The 17,978-nt window shown below is 72.0% G+C and carries 15 protein-coding genes and 1 pseudogene; 8 read left to right on the top strand and 8 right to left on the bottom strand.

Translation table 11 applies throughout. The features are described from left to right. Positions 1 to 11: 11 nt before the first annotated feature. Positions 12 to 743 (bottom strand): SDR family NAD(P)-dependent oxidoreductase, encoded by a 732-nt coding sequence (locus LY05_RS06700; protein ID WP_072745989.1) that lies wholly within the window; start codon positions 741 to 743, stop codon positions 12 to 14. A gap of 183 nt (positions 744 to 926) precedes the next feature. Here LY05_RS06700 and LY05_RS06695 point away from each other — a divergent pair, with 183 nt between their 5' ends. Then, positions 927 to 2,795, top strand: a complete 1,869-nt coding sequence (locus tag LY05_RS06695) for a PHA/PHB synthase family protein (RefSeq protein WP_148922575.1) — start codon at positions 927 to 929, stop codon at positions 2,793 to 2,795. A gap of 50 nt (positions 2,796 to 2,845) precedes the next feature. On the opposite strand, the gene LY05_RS06690 is transcribed toward LY05_RS06695, so the two are convergent. From LY05_RS06690 to fabI, 3 genes are all read right to left on the bottom strand, one after another. After that, complete coding sequence (locus tag LY05_RS06690) at positions 2,846 to 4,477, bottom strand: long-chain fatty acid--CoA ligase (protein WP_148922574.1); 1,632 nt, start codon at positions 4,475 to 4,477, stop codon at positions 2,846 to 2,848. 318 nt (positions 4,478 to 4,795) lie between these two features. Next, entirely contained in the window at positions 4,796 to 5,302 is a 507-nt protein-coding gene (gpt, locus tag LY05_RS06685; RefSeq protein WP_072745986.1) for a xanthine phosphoribosyltransferase, read from the bottom strand. Between the two features lie 29 nt (positions 5,303 to 5,331). Continuing rightward, positions 5,332 to 6,147 (bottom strand): enoyl-ACP reductase FabI, encoded by an 816-nt coding sequence (gene fabI, locus LY05_RS06680; protein WP_072745985.1) that lies wholly within the window; start codon positions 6,145 to 6,147, stop codon positions 5,332 to 5,334. 267 nt (positions 6,148 to 6,414) lie between these two features. Here fabI and pdxH point away from each other — a divergent pair, with 267 nt between their 5' ends. Next, positions 6,415 to 7,062 carry a pyridoxamine 5'-phosphate oxidase gene (gene pdxH / locus LY05_RS06675; protein ID WP_072745984.1) on the top strand — a complete coding sequence of 216 codons (648 nt, stop codon included), beginning with the start codon at positions 6,415 to 6,417 and terminating at the stop codon, positions 7,060 to 7,062. A 127-nt stretch (positions 7,063 to 7,189) separates the two neighbouring features. Here pdxH and LY05_RS06670 read toward each other — a convergent pair whose 3' ends face one another. From LY05_RS06670 to LY05_RS06655, 4 genes are all read right to left on the bottom strand, one after another. Next, positions 7,190 to 8,131 carry a lysylphosphatidylglycerol synthase domain-containing protein gene (locus tag LY05_RS06670; protein WP_148922573.1) on the bottom strand — a complete coding sequence of 314 codons (942 nt, stop codon included), beginning with the start codon at positions 8,129 to 8,131 and terminating at the stop codon, positions 7,190 to 7,192. After that, positions 8,128 to 8,952 (bottom strand): class I SAM-dependent methyltransferase, encoded by an 825-nt coding sequence (locus tag LY05_RS06665; RefSeq protein WP_148922572.1) that lies wholly within the window; start codon positions 8,950 to 8,952, stop codon positions 8,128 to 8,130. The genes LY05_RS06670 and LY05_RS06665 overlap by 4 nt, the downstream gene beginning before the upstream one ends. Beyond that, positions 8,949 to 10,136, bottom strand: a complete 1,188-nt coding sequence (locus tag LY05_RS06660; RefSeq protein WP_170258868.1) for a glycosyltransferase family 4 protein — start codon at positions 10,134 to 10,136, stop codon at positions 8,949 to 8,951. The genes LY05_RS06665 and LY05_RS06660 overlap by 4 nt, the downstream gene beginning before the upstream one ends. Positions 10,137 to 10,278: 142 nt before the next feature. Beyond that, positions 10,279 to 11,169: a LysR family transcriptional regulator gene (locus LY05_RS06655; RefSeq protein WP_072745980.1), complete on the bottom strand. Its 891-nt coding sequence runs from the start codon at positions 11,167 to 11,169 to the stop codon at positions 10,279 to 10,281. A 350-nt stretch (positions 11,170 to 11,519) separates the two neighbouring features. On the opposite strand from LY05_RS06655, the gene LY05_RS06650 reads away from it, so the two are divergent. The 6 genes and pseudogenes from LY05_RS06650 to LY05_RS06625 all read left to right on the top strand — a co-directional run bounded on the left by LY05_RS06650 (position 11,520) and on the right by LY05_RS06625 (position 17,942). Beyond that, a complete protein-coding gene (locus tag LY05_RS06650) occupies positions 11,520 to 12,608 on the top strand; it encodes an ABC transporter ATP-binding protein (RefSeq protein WP_148922570.1) in 1,089 nt (362 codons plus the stop codon). Between the two features lie 76 nt (positions 12,609 to 12,684). Next, on the top strand, positions 12,685 to 13,812 hold the full coding sequence (locus LY05_RS06645; RefSeq protein ID WP_148922569.1) for an ABC transporter substrate-binding protein: 1,128 nt from the start codon (positions 12,685 to 12,687) through the stop codon (positions 13,810 to 13,812). A 176-nt stretch (positions 13,813 to 13,988) separates the two neighbouring features. After that, complete coding sequence (locus LY05_RS06640) at positions 13,989 to 15,257, top strand: ABC transporter permease (protein WP_148922568.1); 1,269 nt, start codon at positions 13,989 to 13,991, stop codon at positions 15,255 to 15,257. A 20-nt stretch (positions 15,258 to 15,277) separates the two neighbouring features. Then, positions 15,278 to 16,123, top strand: a pseudogene (locus tag LY05_RS06635) (ABC transporter permease); the annotation flags it as partial. Beyond that, positions 16,120 to 16,908, top strand: coding sequence for a hypothetical protein (locus tag LY05_RS06630; RefSeq protein ID WP_072745975.1), 789 nt, complete (start codon positions 16,120 to 16,122; stop codon positions 16,906 to 16,908). The pseudogene LY05_RS06635 and the gene LY05_RS06630, both read left to right, overlap by 4 nt. Positions 16,909 to 16,928: 20 nt before the next feature. Continuing rightward, positions 16,929 to 17,942 (top strand): glycosyl transferase family protein, encoded by a 1,014-nt coding sequence (locus LY05_RS06625; protein ID WP_148922566.1) that lies wholly within the window; start codon positions 16,929 to 16,931, stop codon positions 17,940 to 17,942. The last annotated feature ends 36 nt before the right edge of the window (positions 17,943 to 17,978 follow it).

Below are 17,978 nucleotides of genomic sequence, written 5' to 3'. Positions count from 1 at the left end.
TTCGCCGGGGCTCACCAGCGCTCCATCCACGGGCGCAGGTCCATCTCGAAGGTCCAGGCGTCGCGCGGCTGGACGTGCAGGCGCCAGTATTCCTCGGCGATGCTGTCCGGGTTCAAGAGCCCGTCCAGCGGGCGGCGGCTGGCGTGCATGTCGGGGAAGTTGTCGCGGATGAAGGCGGTGTCGATGGCGCCGTCCACGACCACATGGGCTACATGCACGCCCAGCGGTCCCAGCTCGCGCGCCATGCTCTGGGCCAGCGCGCGCAGGGCGTGCTTGGCGCCGGCGAAGGCGGCGAAGCCGGCCGCGCCGCGCAGCGAGGCGGTGGCGCCGGTGAAGATCATGGTGCCGCGTCCGCGCGCGGCCATGCGGCGGGCGGTCTCGCGCCCGCTCAGAAAGCCGGCGAAGCAGGCCATTTCCCAGATCTTGAAGTAGCGCTTCGCGTCCTGCTCGAGGATCGGGGCGGGAACGTTGGCGCCGATGTTGAAGACGAAGACCTCGATGGGGCCGACCTCGGACTCGATCGTCTCGACCAGCGCGCGCACCTCGTCCTCGCGCCGGGCGTCGGCGGCGAAGGGGCGCGCGCGCCCGCCCTCGGCCTCGATCCGCGCGACCAGGGGCGCCAGCTTGTCCGCCGAGCGGCGCACGGGGCAGGCGACGTAGCCTTCGCGCGCAAAACGCCGCGCCACCGCGCCGCCGGTGGCGTCGCCCGCGCCGATGATCAGCGCCGCGCCCTTGTCCGCCATTTTCTCCCCCCCGGTTCGTCCAGCTTGCCGCGCGCAGCTTGGCGCGAACGGGCGCGGCTGTAAACCGCGGCGCCGCGTCATGTTGCGCTGCGGCGCCAAGCGCCCTACCTGTTGCGGGCGGCGCGACGCCGCGCCCGGCCCGGGCGCGCGGCGCCGCCAGCGGATCGAGCCAGGGAGCCCGTCATGTCCGACCCCGCCAACGCCAAGCCCGCCCGCAGCGCCCGAGCCGCCCCCGCCGCCCGCGCCCCCGCCGGCGACGTTACGCCCCCTGCGCCCGAATTCGCGCCGCTGCCGGGGCCGGCGCCCCGGTCCGAGCCGGCCGACGGCGCCGAGCAGACCGCGCTGATGGCCGACCGCGCCTTTCGCGCGGGGCTTGCGCGCCTGACCGGGGGGCTGTCGCCCGCCGCCATGGCGGCCATCTGGTCGGACTGGGCGGTGCATCTGGCCGCATCGCCGGGCAAGCAGGCGCTTCTGGCGCACAAGGCGGGGCGCAAGCTGCTGCGTTTCCAGCGTTTCGCCCTGTCATGCGCGCTGACGGGCGGCGAGGGCGAGGCCTGCATCGCGCCTCTGCCGCAGGACCGGCGCTTTGCGCATGAGGGCTGGCGCAAGCCGCCCTTCAACCTGATGCAGCAGGCCTTCCTGCTGACCCAGCAATGGTGGTGGAACGCGACCACGGGGGTGCGCGGCGTCTCGAAGGCCAACGAGCGCGCGCTCGAGTTCGGCGCCCGCCAGGCGCTGGACGTGTTCTCGCCGGCGAACAACCCGCTGACCAACCCCGAGGTGCTCGAGCGCACCATGCGCGAGGGCGGCGCCAATCTGGTGCGCGGGGCGGCGAATTTCTGGGACGACTGGGCGCGCATGGTCTCGGGCAGGCCGCCGGCGGGCGTCGAAGCCTTCCGCGTGGGCGAGAACATCGCCTGCACGCCGGGCAAGGTGGTCTATCGCAACCGCCTGATCGAGCTGGTGCAATACGCGCCCGCCACCGACAAGGTGCGCCCCGAGCCGGTGCTGCTGATCCCGGCCTGGATCATGAAGGGCTACATCCTGGACCTGTCGCCGGAGAACTCGATGGTCCGGTGGCTGACCGAGCAGGGCTTCACGGTGTTCATGATCTACTGGCGCAATCCGGGCCCCGAGGACCGCGACCTGTCGATGGAGGATTACCGTCTTATGGGGCCCATGGCCGCGCTCGACGCGGTGCAGACCATCGTCGGGCCGGCGAAGGTGCATGCGGCGGGCTATTGCCTGGGCGGCACCTTGCTGGCCATCGCGGCGGCCGCCATGGCGCGCGAGGGCGACGACCGCCTTGCCAGCATCACCTTCTTCGCCGGGCAGACGGATTTCTCCGAGGCGGGCGAGCTGCTGCTGTTCATCAACGAAAGCCAGGTCAGCTTCCTCGAGGACATGATGTGGGAGCAGGGCGTGCTTTCGGCGGGGCAGATGTCGGGGGCGTTCCAGATCCTGCGCTCGAACGACCTGATCTGGTCGCGGATGATGCGCGAATACCTGATGGGCGAGCGCGCGCCCATGACCGACCTGATGGCCTGGAACGCCGACGGCACGCGCATGCCCTACCGGATGCATGCGGAATATCTGCGCAAGCTGTTCCTGAACAACGAGCTGGCGCAGGGCAAGTTCGAGGTCGAGGGACGCCCGGTCTGGCTGCGCGACGTGCGCACGCCCATCTTCGCGCTGGGAACCGAGACGGACCATGTCGCGCCCTGGCGCTCGGTCTACAAGATCCACAACCTCGCCGATGCGGACGTGACCTTTGCGCTGACCAATGGCGGGCACAATGCCGGCGTGGTCTCGGAGCCCGGGCATCCGCGCCGACGCCACCGCATCCGCACGACGCCCCATGACGCGCGCCGCCTGGACCCGGACGCCTGGATGGCGGCGGCCGAGCTGCGCGAAGGCTCGTGGTGGCCCAGCTGGGCGGCGTGGCTGGCCGATCTGTCGGGCGCGCCGGTCGATCCGCCGCGCATGGGGGCGCCGGGGGTCGACCCGGATGCGCTGCCCGACGCGCCCGGTAGCTATGTGCACATGAAATGAGCGACGCCCCGCCGCCCGGTCGGGGGCGGCGGGGCGCGCTGCGGGGCGGGTCAGCCCGTCAGGTGGTCGCGGAAGCGCTCGCGCAGCTCGGTCTTGAGGATCTTGCCCGTCGCGCCCAGCGGCATCGCGTCGATGAACACCACGTCGTCGGGCAGCTGCCATTTGGGCAGGACCTTGGCCAGATGCGCCATGACGCGCTCCTTGTCGGCGGGGTTCTCTTCGGCCGCGACGACGATGATCAGCGGGCGCTCGTCCCATTTGGGATGGGGCACGCCGATGACCGCCGCCTGCGCGACGCCCGGGCAGCCCATGGCCGCGTTCTCGACGTCGATCGAGCTGATCCACTCGCCGCCCGACTTCACCAGATCCTTGGCGCGGTCGACGATGGTGACGAACGAGTCCTCGTCGATGGTGGCGATGTCGCCGGTGTCGAGCCAGCCGGTCGAGGTCAGCGGCGATTGGTCGATGCCGTAATAGCCCGAGGCGATCCATGGCCCGCGCGCCACCAGCCGCCCCGAGGTCTTGCCGTCATGGGGCAGGGGGCGGTCGTTCTCGTCCACGATGTCGAGCTCGACGCCGAAGACCTGCCGGCCCTGCTTGGACTTGAGCGCCATGCGCGCGTCGAAGGGCAGATGCGCCTTCGAGGGCGGGATGGTGGCGACCGAGCCGACGGGGCTCATCTCGGTCATGCCCCAGCCCTGCATGACGTCGATGCCGAACTCGCCCTCATAGGCGGCGATCATGGCGGTGGCGGGGGCCGAGCCGCCGATCAGCGTGCGCTTGAAGCCGTTCGGGGCGCGGCCGCGCTTGCGCATCTCGGACAGAAGGCCGAGCCAGATGGTCGGCACGCCGGCGGCCATGGTCACGCCCTCGGCGTCCATCAGCTCGAACAGCGAGGCGCCGTCCAGGTTCGGGCCGGGCATCACCAGCTTGGCGCCGCCGATCATGCACGAATAGGGCAGGCCCCAGGCCATGACGTGGAACATCGGCACCACCGGCATCACGCTGTCGGTTTCGGCGATGTTGACGGCGCTGGGCAGGGCGGTGGCCATGGCGTGCAGCACGGTCGAGCGGTGCGAGTAGAGCACCCCCTTGGGGTTGCCCGTGGTGCCCGAGGTGTAGCACAGCCCGGCGGCCGAATGCTCGTCCAGCTCGGGCCAGGGATAGTCGCCCTTGTCCGCCTCCGCGGCCAGCAGCTCTTCGTAGTTGAGCATCTCGAAGGGCGCGTCGGCGCCGGTCGGCTGCGCCTCGGCCTCGGTCATGAGAATGACGTGCCGCAGCTTGGGCAGCTTGGGCCGCAGGGCGGCAACCAGCGGGATGAAGGTGCGGTCGATGAGCAGCACCTCGTCCTCGGCATGGTTCATGATGTAGACCAGCTGCTCGGGCGCGTAGCGCGGGTTCATCACGTGGCACACCGCGCCCATGCCCGAGATCGCGTAGTAGGCCTCGACATGGCGCTGGGTGTTCCAGGCGATGGTGCCGACGCGGTCGGCGCGCTTGACGCCAAGCCGCGCAAGCGCGTGCGCCAGGCGATGGGCGCGGTCGCGCATCTGGCGGAAGGTGGCGCGCGTGACGGGGCCCTCGGGGGTGCGGGTGACGATTTCCTGATGGGGGAAGACGGCGTTCGCGTGCTCCAGGATCGAAGAGATTCGGAGCTGGGTGTTCATCATCTGGCCGAGCATGTCGCGGCTCCTGCTTCGTCTTTGAGTTCGGCGCGCGGGCGACGTTGCGGAACCTTGTTCCGCGCCGCCTGCGTCGGGCGCACAATGCGCCAGTCGGGCGCGCGCCGCCAGAGAAAATCGCAAGGCCCGGCGGGGCGCAAGCGCGGCGAAAGCGCGCGAAGGGGCGCGCCTTCAGGCGTTGTTAACTATTTCAGGTCATAGTGGGACTCAGCCGGCGGTTTGGTGGTTTCCGTCGGCTGGACTCCTCCCTGTCAGACTGGCCGCGCCCGGCGCGGCCCTTTTTTTGGCGGCCCGACCGCGCCGGTCCGGCGTCGCCGCTCAGCGTCCGCGATAGGGCTCGACGTATTGCAGCGCCATGTCCCAGGGGAAGAAGATCCAGGTGTCCTGGCTGACCTCGGTGATGAAGGTGTCCACCTGCGCGCGGCCCTTGGGCTTGGCGTAGACGGTGGCGAAATGCGCCTTGGGGTAGAGCTTGCGCACCAGCTCCAGCGTCTTGCCGCTGTCGACCAGGTCGTCCACCACCAGCACACCCTCGCCGTCGCCCAGAAGCGCCGCGTCGGGGGCCTTGAGCACCTTGGCCTCGGTCTGGGTCTGGTGGTCGTAGGACTTGACGCTGATCGTGTCGACGATGCGGATGTCCAGCTCGCGCGCGACGATGCAGGCGGGCACCATGCCGCCGCGGGTGATGGCGACCACCGCCTTCCAGGCGCCGTCCTCGCCGGGGCCCTGCTTGTCCAGCCGCCAGGCCAGCGCGCGGCTGTCGCGGTGCATCTGGTCCCAGCTGACGTGAAAGCCCTTTTCGTGGGGAAGGCGGTCGGCGGCCATGGCGTCTCTCCTGCTGCGGCTGCGGGCGGTCACTTGCGGCCCTGGACCACGTCGATGTCGGGCGCGTCCTCGGCCTTCATGCCGACCACATGATAGCCCGCGTCCACATGGTGCGTCTCGCCCGTCACGCCCGAGGACAGGTCCGAGAGCAGATAGAGCGCGGATTTGCCCACATCCTCTTGCGTGACGTTGCGGCGCAGGGGCGAGTTGAGCTCGTTCCACTTGAGAATGTAGCGGAAGTCGCCGATCCCCGAGGCCGCCAGCGTCTTGATCGGCCCGGCCGAGAGCGCGTTGACGCGGATGCCCTTCGGACCCAGGTCCATGGCCATGTAGCGCACCGAGGCCTCGAGCGCGGCCTTGGCCACGCCCATGACGTTGTAGTGCGGCATGACGCGCTCGGCGCCGTAATAGGTCAGGGTCAGCATCGCGCCGCCCTCGGGCATCATCTTCTCGGCGCGCTGGGCGACGGCGGTGAAGGAATAGACCGAGACGTTCATCGTCAGCGCGAAGTTCTCGGGGCTGGTGTCGACGTAGCGGCCGCGCAGCTCGTTCTTGTCGGAAAAGCCGATGGCGTGGACCAGGAAGTCCAGCTTGCCCCAGCGCGCGCGCAGCGTCTCGAACAGCGCGTCGATCGAGCCGGGCTGGGTCACGTCGCACTCCAGCACCAGGTCCGAGCCCACCGACTGGGCCAGCGGCGTCACGCGCTTGCCCAGCGCCTCGCCCTGATACGAGAAGGCCAGCTCGGCGCCCTGCGCGGCGCAGGCCTGCGCGATGCCCCACGCCAGCGACTGCTTGTTCGCCACGCCCATGATAAGGCCGCGCTTGCCCGCCATCAGTCCAGCCATGCCCCTGCTCCTGTCGCTTTTCGGGTGCGGAGCAATTAGGCCATATCGCGCGCAGCATCAAGCCCGGCCGCGGCGCGGGGGCGGGGGCCCTGGCGGCGCGGGCGCGGCGCAGGGTCCGGCGAAGGCCGCGGGGGCGGAGCGCTCCGCAGGGCGCGCGCCGGGCCGGGGGCGCAAGCGGGGCGGGGGCGTTGCGGGGGTCGGGCGGGGGCGTTGCCGCGCGCGGCGCGCGCGCTATGCTGCGCCGGCAGCAACCGCAGGAGCGCGCCCATGACCCAGCCCCCCCGCATCATCGAGACCGAGCCGCGCGGCGGCATCTTCGCCGGCGACGATCCCTTCGCGCTGGCCGCCGCGTGGCTGGCCGAGGCGGAAAGGACCGAGCCGAACGATCCCAACGCCATGGCTCTGGCCACGGCCGACCCCGACGGCATGCCCGATGTGCGCATGGTGCTGCTCAAGGAGATCGAGCCCGCCGCCGAAGGGGGCGCCTTCCTGTTCTACACCAATTACGGCTCGGCCAAGGGGCGGCAGCTGGCGGCCAATCCGCGCGCGGCCTTCGTCATTCACTGGAAGACCCTGCGCCGCCAGATCCGCGCCCGCGGTCTGGTCGAGCGCGAGGAGGGCCCCAAGGCCGACGCCTATTTCGCCTCGCGCTCGCTGGCGTCGCGCGTCGGGGCATGGGCCTCGCGTCAGTCCGAGCCGCTGTCCTCGCGCGCGCATCTGATGGCCGAGGCGGCCAAGGCGGGCGCGCGCTTCATGGGCGCGCCGCCGCGCCCGCCTTTCTGGGGCGGCTTTCGCATCCGCCCGCTGCAGATCGAGTTCTGGGCCGACGGCGCGCACCGCCTGCATGACCGCTTCCGGTGGACGCGGCAGGATCCGCTGTCGCAGGAATGGACGGTGACGCGGCTCAATCCCTGACGGGCCATGGCGGGCCTTGGCGGGCCTTGACGGGGCCCCGGCGGGGCCTTGATCCGGGCGCCGGATCCTGCTTCGGGCGCGCATCGGGTTCGGCCCCGCGCCGCCTCGCCCGGCTGCGGGCCGGCGCCTATCGGGCGCGCAGTCCCGCGCGCAGCGCAAGGCCCAGCGCGCAGGCCAGCGCATCGCCCAGCATCGACGCCGCGCGATGGGCCAGCGCGCAGGCCAGCGCCGCCGGCGCGCCCACGCTCGGCCCCAGCGCCAGCACCAGCGCCGCCTCGCGAACGCCCGCCCCGCCGGGCGCGCCGGGCGTGATCATGCCGACGAGCCACGCGCCGGCGAAGGCGGCCATGGCCGTCGGCGCGTCCATCGCCGCGCCCGTCGCCCTTCCCGCCGCCTGCAGCGACAGCCCCAGCAGCGCCAGCACCGCAAGCTGAAGCGCGGCGAAAGCGGCCAGCCGCCCGGGCCGCGCCCGCCCCAGCGCCGCACGCAGGATGGGGGCGAGGCGCGCCCCCATCCACACCGCCCCCGCCAGCAGCGCGGCCGCCAGGGCCCCCGCGCCCCACGCCCAGCCGCCAAGCCCCTGCGCCTGATCGAGCAGCTGCGCCGCGCCGCCCGCCTGCGCCGCCAGCGCGGCGCGCAGACCGGGCAGGGCGGCCGCGCCCGCCAGCGCCGCCGCCAGCGCCAGCGCCGCGCTCAGCGCCAGCTCCAGCGCCATCGCCGCCGCCGCCAGGGGCGCGGGAACGCCGTCGCGCAGCGCAAGGCCCGCGCGCCCGGCCAGATGCAGAACGTTGCCCGGCAGATACTTGCCGATCTGCGCCGTCAGGAATTGCGACCAGGCGAGGCGTCGCCGCGCCCCGGCGCCGGTTGCGATCAGGATCTGGCGCCAGCCCTCGGCCGCGCAAAGCGTCGCCGCCAGATACAGCCCGACCGAGGCGGCCAGCGCGCCCAGAACGCGCGGATCGCCCGGCGCGATGGAGGGCATCGCGTGCAGGCCCTGGCGCAGCGCCCAGAGCGCGGCGCCGAGCGCCGCCGCCGCGCCGAGCAGCCGCGCCGCGCGCCCCGCCCTCATGGCTTGCGCGCCACGGCCAGATAGCCGTTTCCAAGGTCGGTTCGCAGGAATGGACGCTGCGCCAGCGTCGCCGCGCGCATGGCCAGCGAACCCGGCCACGAGGCCAGCAGCGGCCAGATGCGCGTTTCCGCCCTGCGGTCGGCGCCGCTGCGCAGCGTCAGCGTCTGCGGATCGGCCTCGGCGCGGTCCGGCTTCGCCAGCTGACGCGCGTAGACGCGATGGCGCAGCGGCTCCATGAGATTGGCCAGCGGAAAGCCGTAGCTCTCGATCCGCTCGACCCGCAGCCCCGCGCCTTCGATCAGGGCGCGGAAGCCGGGCCGGCGATAGCGCCGCACATGGCCCGCCCAGACGTCGGCCGGCCCCCACAGCTCGGGGCGCGAGGGGACCGACAGCAGCGCAAGCCCGCCGGGGCGCAGCATGCGCTGCCAGGCGCGCAGCGCGCCCAGATCGTCCTCGACATGCTCGAGCACCTCGAAGCAGCACAGCACGTCGAAGGCCTCGTCCCAATCGGGCGCGGGCTCGGCGCGGATCTCGACGGGGCCGCCGGGCGGGTTCATGGCCCTTGCCAGGGCGCGCGCCTCGGCCGAGCGCTCGAGCCCCGCGCCGCGGTGACCCATCTGCGCCAGCTCGCGCAGCAGCGCGCCGGCGCCGCAGCCGATGTCGAGGATGCGCGCGCCCTCGCGCCCGCGCAGCGCGTGCAACACGCGATCGCGCCGCAGCAGATAGCGCGGCGCCGGCGTCCAGCCCAGATGCGCAAGCGCCGGTCCGTGAACGGGGTGGAAGGTCGGGCCGGCGGCGGCGCCGCTCTGCTCGCTGGTCATGTCCTGGCGCTCTGCGTCTGGTCTTCGCGTTCGCGGGCGCGCGGCGCCCGGGGCAGGATGAGCCGCGCCGCCTGCGTGCCGATCGCCTCGGGCGAGAAGACGCGCGCGGCGCGTTCCGAGGGCTGGGGCAGGCCGCGCGCGGCGAGGCGGTCGATGGCGTCGAGCAGCGCCTCGGGATCTTCGGGCGCGGCGGCCTCGAGGCCCGGCTCGGGGCCGATCGCGGCCGCCAGCTCGCGCAGCGCCGGTCCGTCGCGCGTGACCACCGGGCGCCCGGCGGCCAGGGCCTGGTGCACCTTGTTGGGCGTCACGCAGCCCGCCTTGCCCGAGCCGCCGAAGACGCCGAGGCAGATGTCGGCGCGGCGCATCTGCTCGATCAGCTCGCGATAGGGAACCCACTCGCGCCAGCGCACATGCGCCGCGCCTGCGCCCGCGCGCGCCAGCGCCTCGCGCACCAGCCCCTCCTGCTGGCCGCGGCCGATCAGCGTCCAGTCATGCGCGGCGCCGCGCTCGGACAGCGCCGCGCGCAGGATCGTCTCGACGCCGTGCAGCGGAATCATCTGGCCGTAGAACAGCAGCCGCAACCGCCTTGCGGCCGGCGGGGGCGGCGGCGGCAGGCGCGGAAAGGCCGCCGGCTCGGCGCCGACGGGCACATGCGCCAGCGCGCCCGGCGGCAGGTCCAGCAGCCCTTCGATGCGGCGCGCATGCGCGGCCGTGTCCACGAAGACCACGTCGGCCAGCCGCGCCCCCGCGCGCTCGAGCGCGCGCAGCAGCCGCCCCGCCGCCGAGCGCGGTCGCGCCAGGGCGCGGTCATGGGCGACTGCGTCGTGCAGCGACAGGAACATGTCCCAGGCCAGCCGCGCCCCGCGCAGGCGCGCCAGCAGCGCGGCAGGCAGCACGTCGAACTGGCCCATGTATCCGACCAGAACGGCGTCATGCGCGGGCGCGCGCGCATAGCGCGCGGCCAGAACCGGCCAGGCCGCCGCCATGCGCGCAAGGCGCAGCGCGCGCGCCCGGCGGGGCAGGACGCTCTTGTCCTCGACGCCCTCCCAGACATGGGCGACGATCTCGATCACCTCGACGCCCTGGGCGCGCAGCCCTTCGACGAGGATGCGCGTGCGCGGCTTGCCCAGGTCGCAGGTTCCCCACAGAACCACGCGCGGCGGGCGCGGCGCGGCGGCGGTCATCGCCCGGCCTCGGTCATCGTCCCGCCCTGGTCGTTGCGCAGCCCCGGTCATCCATCGCCCCGCCCGTCTCGTCGCCCCGTCATCGCCCCGCCCATCTCATCGCCCCGTCGTCGCCCCGTCATCGCCCCGTCGCCGGGCAGCCTCAGTCATCGCGCAGCCGCTGGGCCAGAAAGTCGACGAAGGCGCTGAGCTGCGGCGGCGGGAAAGGCCCCGCGGGGCGGACGGCATAGGCGGCCGCCGGCTCGGGGCGGCATTCGGGCAGCACCTCGACCAGCCGCCCGGCCGCCAAGGCCTCGGCGATGATGAAATCCGGGCTCAGCACGATGCCCAGCCCCGCCTCGGCCGCCAGCGCCAGGGCGTCGCCATTGTCGGCGACCAGACGCCCGCGCGCGCGCACCTGCCGCTCTTCGCCGCCGGGGCCGCGCAGCCGCCAGCTGGCGCCCGTCGCCTGATGGGCGTAGCGCAGAAGCTGGTGATCGGCCAGGTCCTCGATGCGGCGCGGCACGCCCGCACGCGCCAGATACTCGGGCGAGGCCGCCAGCAGCAGGTCGACCTTGCGCAGGCGCAGCGCCTTGAGGCTGGAGTCGGGCAGGCGGCCGATGCGCACGGCCATGTCGAAGCCCGCCGACACCAGCTCGACGAAGCGATCGTCGAGCGACAGCGTCAGCGTCACCTCGGGGTTCTGGCGCATGAAATCGGCGACGGCCGGCGCCAGCACCCGCAGCCCGAAGCTGACCGGCGCCGAGACGCGCAGCTCGCCGCGCGGCGCGCCGTGCAGCGCGGTGACCATGCGCTCGGCCTCTTCGGCCTCTTCGATCACGCGGCGGGCGCGTTCGTAGAAGGCGGCGCCGATCGCGGTCGGCGCCACGCGGCGCGTGGTGCGGGTCAGCAGCCGCGCGCCCAGCCGTTCCTCGAGCGCGGCGACGGCCTTGGACACGGCCGATTTCGAGACCCCCATGCGCCGCGCGGCCTCGGTGAAGCCGCCCAGTTCGACCACGCGGGCGAAGGCCTCCATCTCGCTCAGACGGTCCATGGACGATGCGGCGTCATGCGCGCTCCGCGTGAAGGGTGGGCGGAAGATCGGCGAACGCCTTCAGAACCGCATGTTTCGCGGGCGGGGTCAATGCGGCGCGCGCTCGCGCGGCGCCGGGCGGCGGGCCGTCGGGCGCAACGGCGCGACGCGCGAAACGCGCCGGGCATCTTCGCGCGCCGCGCGAAGGCGGCGCGGCGCGTCGTTTTACAGCCTTCGAATGTCGTTCAACGCCCTTGTAACCCCCCGCCGCGACGTGTTTAGCTTGCGCCGATGACGTTCCGGCGCCCGCCGGCGCAAGGGGCGCGCGACAAAAACGACAACAAACGACAACGAAGAACAGGGAAGGTCATATGACAAGCGCCGACGACGCCTTCGTCGTGTTCGATCACGTCCAGAAAAGCTATGACGGCGAGACGCTGGTCGTCAAAGACCTGAATCTGAACATCGGGCGCGGCGAGTTCCTGACCATGCTCGGCCCGTCGGGCTCGGGCAAGACCACCTGTCTGATGATGCTGGCCGGCTTCGAGACCGCCACCCATGGCGACATCCTGCTGGACGGGCGGCCGATCAACTCGGTCCCGCCGCACAAGCGCGGCATCGGCATGGTGTTCCAGAACTACGCCCTGTTCCCGCACATGACGGTGGCCGAGAACCTGGCCTTCCCGCTCGAGGTGCGCAAGATGGGCCGCGCCCAGATCGAGGAGAAGGTCGCGCGCGCGCTCGACATGGTGCAGATGTCCGACTTCGCCAGCCGCCGCCCGGCGCAGCTGTCGGGCGGTCAGCAGCAGCGCATCGCCGTGGCGCGCGCGCTGGTGTTCGACCCGCCGCTGGTGCTGATGGACGAGCCGCTGGGCGCGCTGGACAAGCAGCTGCGCGAGCAGATGCAGTTCGAGATCAAGCACATCCACGAGCGTCTGGGCGTGACGGTTGTCTATGTCACCCACGACCAGTCCGAGGCGCTGACCATGTCGGACCGCATCGCCGTGTTCAACGACGGGCGCATCCAGCAGCTGGACGATCCGGCGACGCTGTACGAGAAGCCGATGAACAGCTTCGTGGCCCAGTTCATCGGCGAGAACAACAAGCTCGACGCCACCGTCGAGGCGGTCGAGGGCGAGCTGTGCCTGGTGCGCTTCGACAATGGTGAGACGGCGCGCGCCCTGGCGGTGAACATCGCCGGCCCCGGCTCGCGCACGCGGCTGTCGATCCGCCCCGAGCGCGTCGAGATCGGCGCCAAGCCCGACTTCAACTCGGTCGAGGCGCGCGTGCTCGAGCTGATCTATCTGGGCGACCACATCCGTTGCCGGATGGAGGTGCACGGCAACACCGACTTCATCGTCAAGGTGCCCAACGCCTCCGAGCACGCGGCGCTGACGGTGGGCGAGGTGACGACGCTGTCCTGGCGGCCCGAGGACTGCCGCGCGCTGGACGCGGAATGAGGAATCCGGCGCGCCGCGCCTTGCCGCGCGGCCGCGTTGGTTATCGAAGACCACAACGACAAACGGGAGTTATGTCATGAATCTCAAGACCATGCTTGGCCTTGGCGCGGCCGCCGCGGTGTCCGCCGCCGGCTGGGCCGCGATGGCCGAGGACATGCCGCCTTGCGAGAACTGCGCCAACGAGATGACCATCGTCTCGTGGGGCGGCGCCTATCAGGAATCGCAGCGCAAGGCCTATGTCGAGCCCTACAAGGCCATGAACCCCGGCGTGAACGTCATCTGGGACGAGAGCTCGGCCGAGGCCGTGGCCAAGATGCGCGCCATGGCCGAGGCGGGCAACATCACCTGGGACGTGGTGGACGTGGTGGCCTCGGATGCGATCCGTCTGTGCGACGAGGGCCTGGCCATGCCCATCGACCCCGACACCCAGCTGGCGCCCGCGCCCGACGGCACGCCCGCCTCGGTCGATTTCGGCGACCTTCTGGTGACCGAGTGCTTCATCCCGCAGATCGTCTACTCGACGGCGGTGGGCTACCGCACCGACATGGTGTCCGAGCCGCCGACCTCGATCTGCGCGATCTTCGACCTCGAGAAGTATCCGGGCAAGCGCGCGCTCGAGAAGCGGCCGATCGGCAACCTCGAATGGGCGCTCTATTGCGACGGCGTCGCCAAGGAGGACATCTACGACGTCCTCGAGACCGAAGAGGGCCAGGCCCGCGCCTTCGCCAAGCTCGACACCATCAAGGACCACGTGATCTGGTGGACCGCCGGCGCCGAGACGCCGCAGCTGCTGGCCGACGGCGAGGTCGTGATGGGCTCGACCTACAACGGCCGCCTGTTCGCGCTGATCGCCGAGCAGAAGCAGCCCGTGGGCATGCTGTGGGACATGCAGGTGTTCGATCTTGACGGCTGGGTCATCCCCGCCGGCCTGCCCGAGGACCGCAAGAACCGCGCCCTGCACTTCGTGCGCTTCGCCACCGACACGCAGCGTCTGGCCGACCAGGCCAAGTACATCGCCTACGGCCCGGCGCGCAAGTCGTCGGCTCCGCTGGTCGGCAAGCATGCCGAGCTGGGCATCGACATGGCGCCGCACATGCCGACCAACCCGGACAACGCCAAGAACACGCTGCTCTACAACTACGAGTGGTGGGCGGATTACCGCGACGATCTGGACGCCAAGTTCCAGGCCTGGCTGAGCCAGTGAGCCGCGCGCGGCCCGTCTTCCGGGCGGGCCGCCGCCGATGACGCGCGGGCGCGGCGGCATCCTTCGCCGCGCCCGACCCCGCGCCCCCCGGGGCGGCCCGCATGGCGGACCGCGCCGAGGCGCGCGACGCCCCAGTGGTGGCGCCGATCGGAAACAAGCAAGCGAGCGAGGCGAAGATGAGCGACGCGAGCGCGAATGGCGGGCCGGTCCTGGCCGCGGACGGAACGCCGCTGAAGGTATCGCTGCGGCGGGCCGAGCGGCGGCTGCGGCTGCGCGCCTTTCTGCTGACGGCGCCGCTTCTGGGCTTCATCCTGCTGACCTTCATCGCCCCCATCGGCGACATGCTGTTCCGCTCGGTCGAGAACGAGATCGTCGCCGACACGCTGCCGCGCACGGTCGAGGCGCTCAAGGACTGGGACCCGGCCAGCGGTCAGGCCCCCGACGAGCCGGTGTTCCGCGCGCTCTACGAGGATCTCAAGGTCGCCGTCGCCGAGAAGAAGCACACCCAGGTGGGCCAGCGGCTCAACTACGAGAAGTCGGGCATCTCGTCGGTCTTCCGCAAGACGGGCCGGCGGATCAAGCGCATGGACCCCGACAAGCCGCTCAAGCCGCAATTCGTCAACGCCGACAAGGACTGGGGCGACGTCGAGACCTGGCGCGTCATCAAGCAGTTCTCGCCGCGCTTCACCGACGGCTACTTCCTGGCTGCGCTCGACATGCAGCGCGACGCCCAGGGCGTTCATCTGCGAGACGAGAAGGACCGCATCTATCTGACGCTGTTCTGGCGCACGATCTCGCTTTCGGCGGTCATCACCGGCATGTGCCTGCTGCTGGGCTATCCGGTGGCGTGGCTGCTGGCGAACCTGCCCGCGCGCACCTCGAACCTCCTGATGATCCTGGTGCTGCTGCCGTTCTGGACCTCGCTTCTGGTGCGCACCTCGGCGTGGAAGGTGCTGCTGCAGCAGCAGGGCGTGATCAACGACCTGCTGGTCGGGATCGGGCTGATCGACGACGCGCACCGGCTGGCGCTGATCAACAACCAGACGGGCACGATCATCGCCATGACGCACATCCTGCTGCCCTTCATGATCCTGCCGCTCTATTCGGTGATGAAGACGGTGCCGCCCAGCTATGTGCGCGCGGCCAAGAGCCTTGGCGCCAACGACTGGACCGCCTTCTGGCGGGTCTATTTCCCGCAGACCATCCCGGGCATCGGCGCGGGGGCGATCCTGTGCTTCATCCTGGCGATCGGCTACTACATCACGCCCGAGCTGGTGGGCGGCACGTCGGGCACCTTCATCTCGAACCGCATCGCCTACCACATCTCGGTGTCGCTGAACTGGGGGCTGGCCGCGGCGCTGGGTTCGCTGCTGCTGATCCTGGTGCTGGCGCTCTACTGGGCCTACGACAAGATCGTCGGCATCGACAACGTCAAGCTGGGCTGAGGAGACGGACCATGAGCAAGCTCCCCCCCTACGCGACTCCGCTGCAGCGCGGCTGGCACTACGCCTTCCGCTTCATCTGCGCGCTGATCTTCCTGTTCCTGATCATCCCGATCCTGATCATCATCCCGCTCAGCTTCAACGCGCAGCCCTTCTTCACCTTCACCCCCGAGATGCTGCGCTTCGAGGCGTCCGGCTACAGCCTGGATCACTACCGCGACTTCTTCACCGACTCGGGCTGGCAGAACGCGCTGCGCAACTCGTTCTCGATCGCGCCCATGGCCACGCTGCTGTCGGTGGCCTTCGGAACGCTGGCGGCGATCGGGCTCAGCTCGGGCAAGATGCCCTTCAAGGGAACGATCATGGCGGTGCTGATCTCGCCCATGATCGTGCCGCTGATCATCTCGGCCGCGGGCATGTATTTCTTCTACTCGCGCATCGGGCTGCAGGGCACCTATTGGGGCGTGGTGCTGGCGCATGCGGCGCTGGGCACGCCCTTCGTCATCATCACGGTCACGGCGACGCTGGTGGGCTTCGACCGCTCGCTGGTGCGCGCGGCGGCCAATCTGGGGGCGGGGCCGGTGCGCACCTTCTTCAAGGTGCAGATGCCGCTGATCCTGCCGGGCGTGGTGTCGGGCGCGCTGTTCGCCTTCATCACCTCGTTCGACGAGGTGGTGGTGGTGCTGTTCGTCGGCTCGGCCGGGCAGAAGACGCTGCCCTGGCAGATGTTCACGGGCCTGCGCGAGCAGATCAGCCCGACCATCCTGGCGGTGGCCACGATCCTGGTCACGCTGTCGGTCATCCTGCTGACGGTGCTCGAGCTGCTGCGCCGCCGCTCCGAGCGTCTGCGCGGCATCACCCCCTCGTGAGTCGGGCGCGCCGCGCGCTCGGGCTTGCGGCCGCGCTGGCGCTTCGGGCCGCGGCCGCGGCGGCGGGCTGCGCGCCCGCGCCCGAGGCCGAGCCGCCCGCGCGGATCGAGTTCTTCGCCTGTCCGGGCGCCTATGAGGCCCAGCTTCTGCTGCTGCCCGAGGACGCCGACCTTCTGGGGCGCCCGCCGCCCGGCGCGGTCGAGGCGGCGGGCGCCTACACCGCGACCGACCGGCGCGCGGGCGGCAAGCCCAAGCCGGTGGGCGTGTTCATCCGCAAGGGCCGGCGCGTCAGCCTCGAGCTTGCGCGCATGGACGGGCTGGCGCTGATCGGCGCGGACGGCGCGCTGCGCATCGCGCAGGTGCGCGCCGTGCCGCTTGGGGGGCGCGTGCACGACCTGTCCACGCTGGCCGGGCGCGTGGCTTTCGCGCGCGCGGCCGAGGGGGCGGGCGCTTCGGCGATGCAGTCCCATCTGCTCATCCGCGAGGGCGCGCTGGACCTGCGCCCGGCCGAGGACGCGCCGCGCGCGCGCCGCCGCATCCTGTTCCAGCGCGCCGACGGGGCGGTGGGGCTGTGGAACAGCGGCGCGCCGCTGACGCTGCACGAGGCTGCGCTGGCGCTGGCGGCGCAGGCGGCGCCGCGCATGGCCTTGAATCTGGACGCCGGATCGCATGATTACTGCCTGGCGGCCGAGCCGGGCGGGGCGGTGCGAATCTGCGGCGCCGTCGGCCCCGAGGCCGCCGGGCGGCTGAGCAACGCGCTGCGTCTGGCCCCCGCCCGCCCGTAGCCGCAGGAGCCGAACGCGCCATGACGACCGGACGATCCGACGAAGACGACGCCGCCTTTGCGGCGCATGTGCGCGCGCTGGGGCGCGGGCCGGGCCGCGCGCGCCATCTGACCCGCGCCGAGGCCGCCGACGCCATGGCGCGCATCCTTGACGGCCGCGCCGCGCCCGAGGCGGTGGGCGCGCTGCTCATGCTCATGCGCTACCGGGGCGAGAACGCCGACGAGATCGCCGGCTTCGTCGACGCCATGCGCGCGCGCGCGCGCTCCTGGACGGGTATCGGCGCGACGCTGGACTGGCCCTCCTACGCGGCCGGGCGCACGCGCGGGGCGCCGTGGTTCGTGCTGGCGGCGCTGCTGGCGGCGCGCGGCGGGGCGCGGGTGTTCATGCATGGCTACAACAGCCACATGAGCCACCCCCTGCACACGCGCGCCGCGCTCGAGGCGCTGGGGATCGCGCCGGCGGGCACGCCGGCCGAGGCGGCGGCGGCGCTGGCGGCCGACGGCTTCGCCTACGCGCCGCTCGAGGCGATCGACGCCGAGCTCCTGCGCGTCTTGCGCCTGCGCGAAAAGCTGGGCCTGCGCTCGCCGGTGAATACGGCGCTCAAGCTGTTCGATCCGGCGGGGGCGGGGGGCTCGGTGCAGGGGGTGTTCCACCCCTCCTACCGCGCCTTGCAGCAAGAGGCGGCGGGGCTTCTGGGCGCGCGGGCGATGATCGCGGTCAAGGGCGGCGGCGGCGAGGCGGAGCGCGTTCCGGCCAAGGCGGTCGAGCTGTTCCGCCTGCACGAGGGGCGCGCCTTCGAGCAGAGCGCGCCGCCGCTGATCGAGGCCCCCCCGCGCCGCCATGCCGAGCCCGAGCCTTCGGTCGCGCGGTTTCTGGCCGTCTGGCGCGGCGAGGAGGAGGACCCCTACGCCGCGGCGACGGTGGCGGGCACGGCGGCGCTGGCGCTGTTGTCGGCGGGTCTGGCGCCCGATCTCGAGGCGGCCGAGGCGCGCGCATGGGCGCTGTGGCGCGCGCGCATGGACGAGGCGGCGTGAGCGCGACGCAGGCGAGCGCGCACATGGATGGGCGCG

Source organism: Oceanicella actignis (assembly GCF_008124525.1).
Taxonomy (GTDB): domain Bacteria; phylum Pseudomonadota; class Alphaproteobacteria; order Rhodobacterales; family Rhodobacteraceae; genus Oceanicella; species Oceanicella actignis.
The sequence above is the reverse complement of the archived record's forward strand: the minus strand, read 5'-3'. Positions and strand labels throughout refer to the sequence as shown.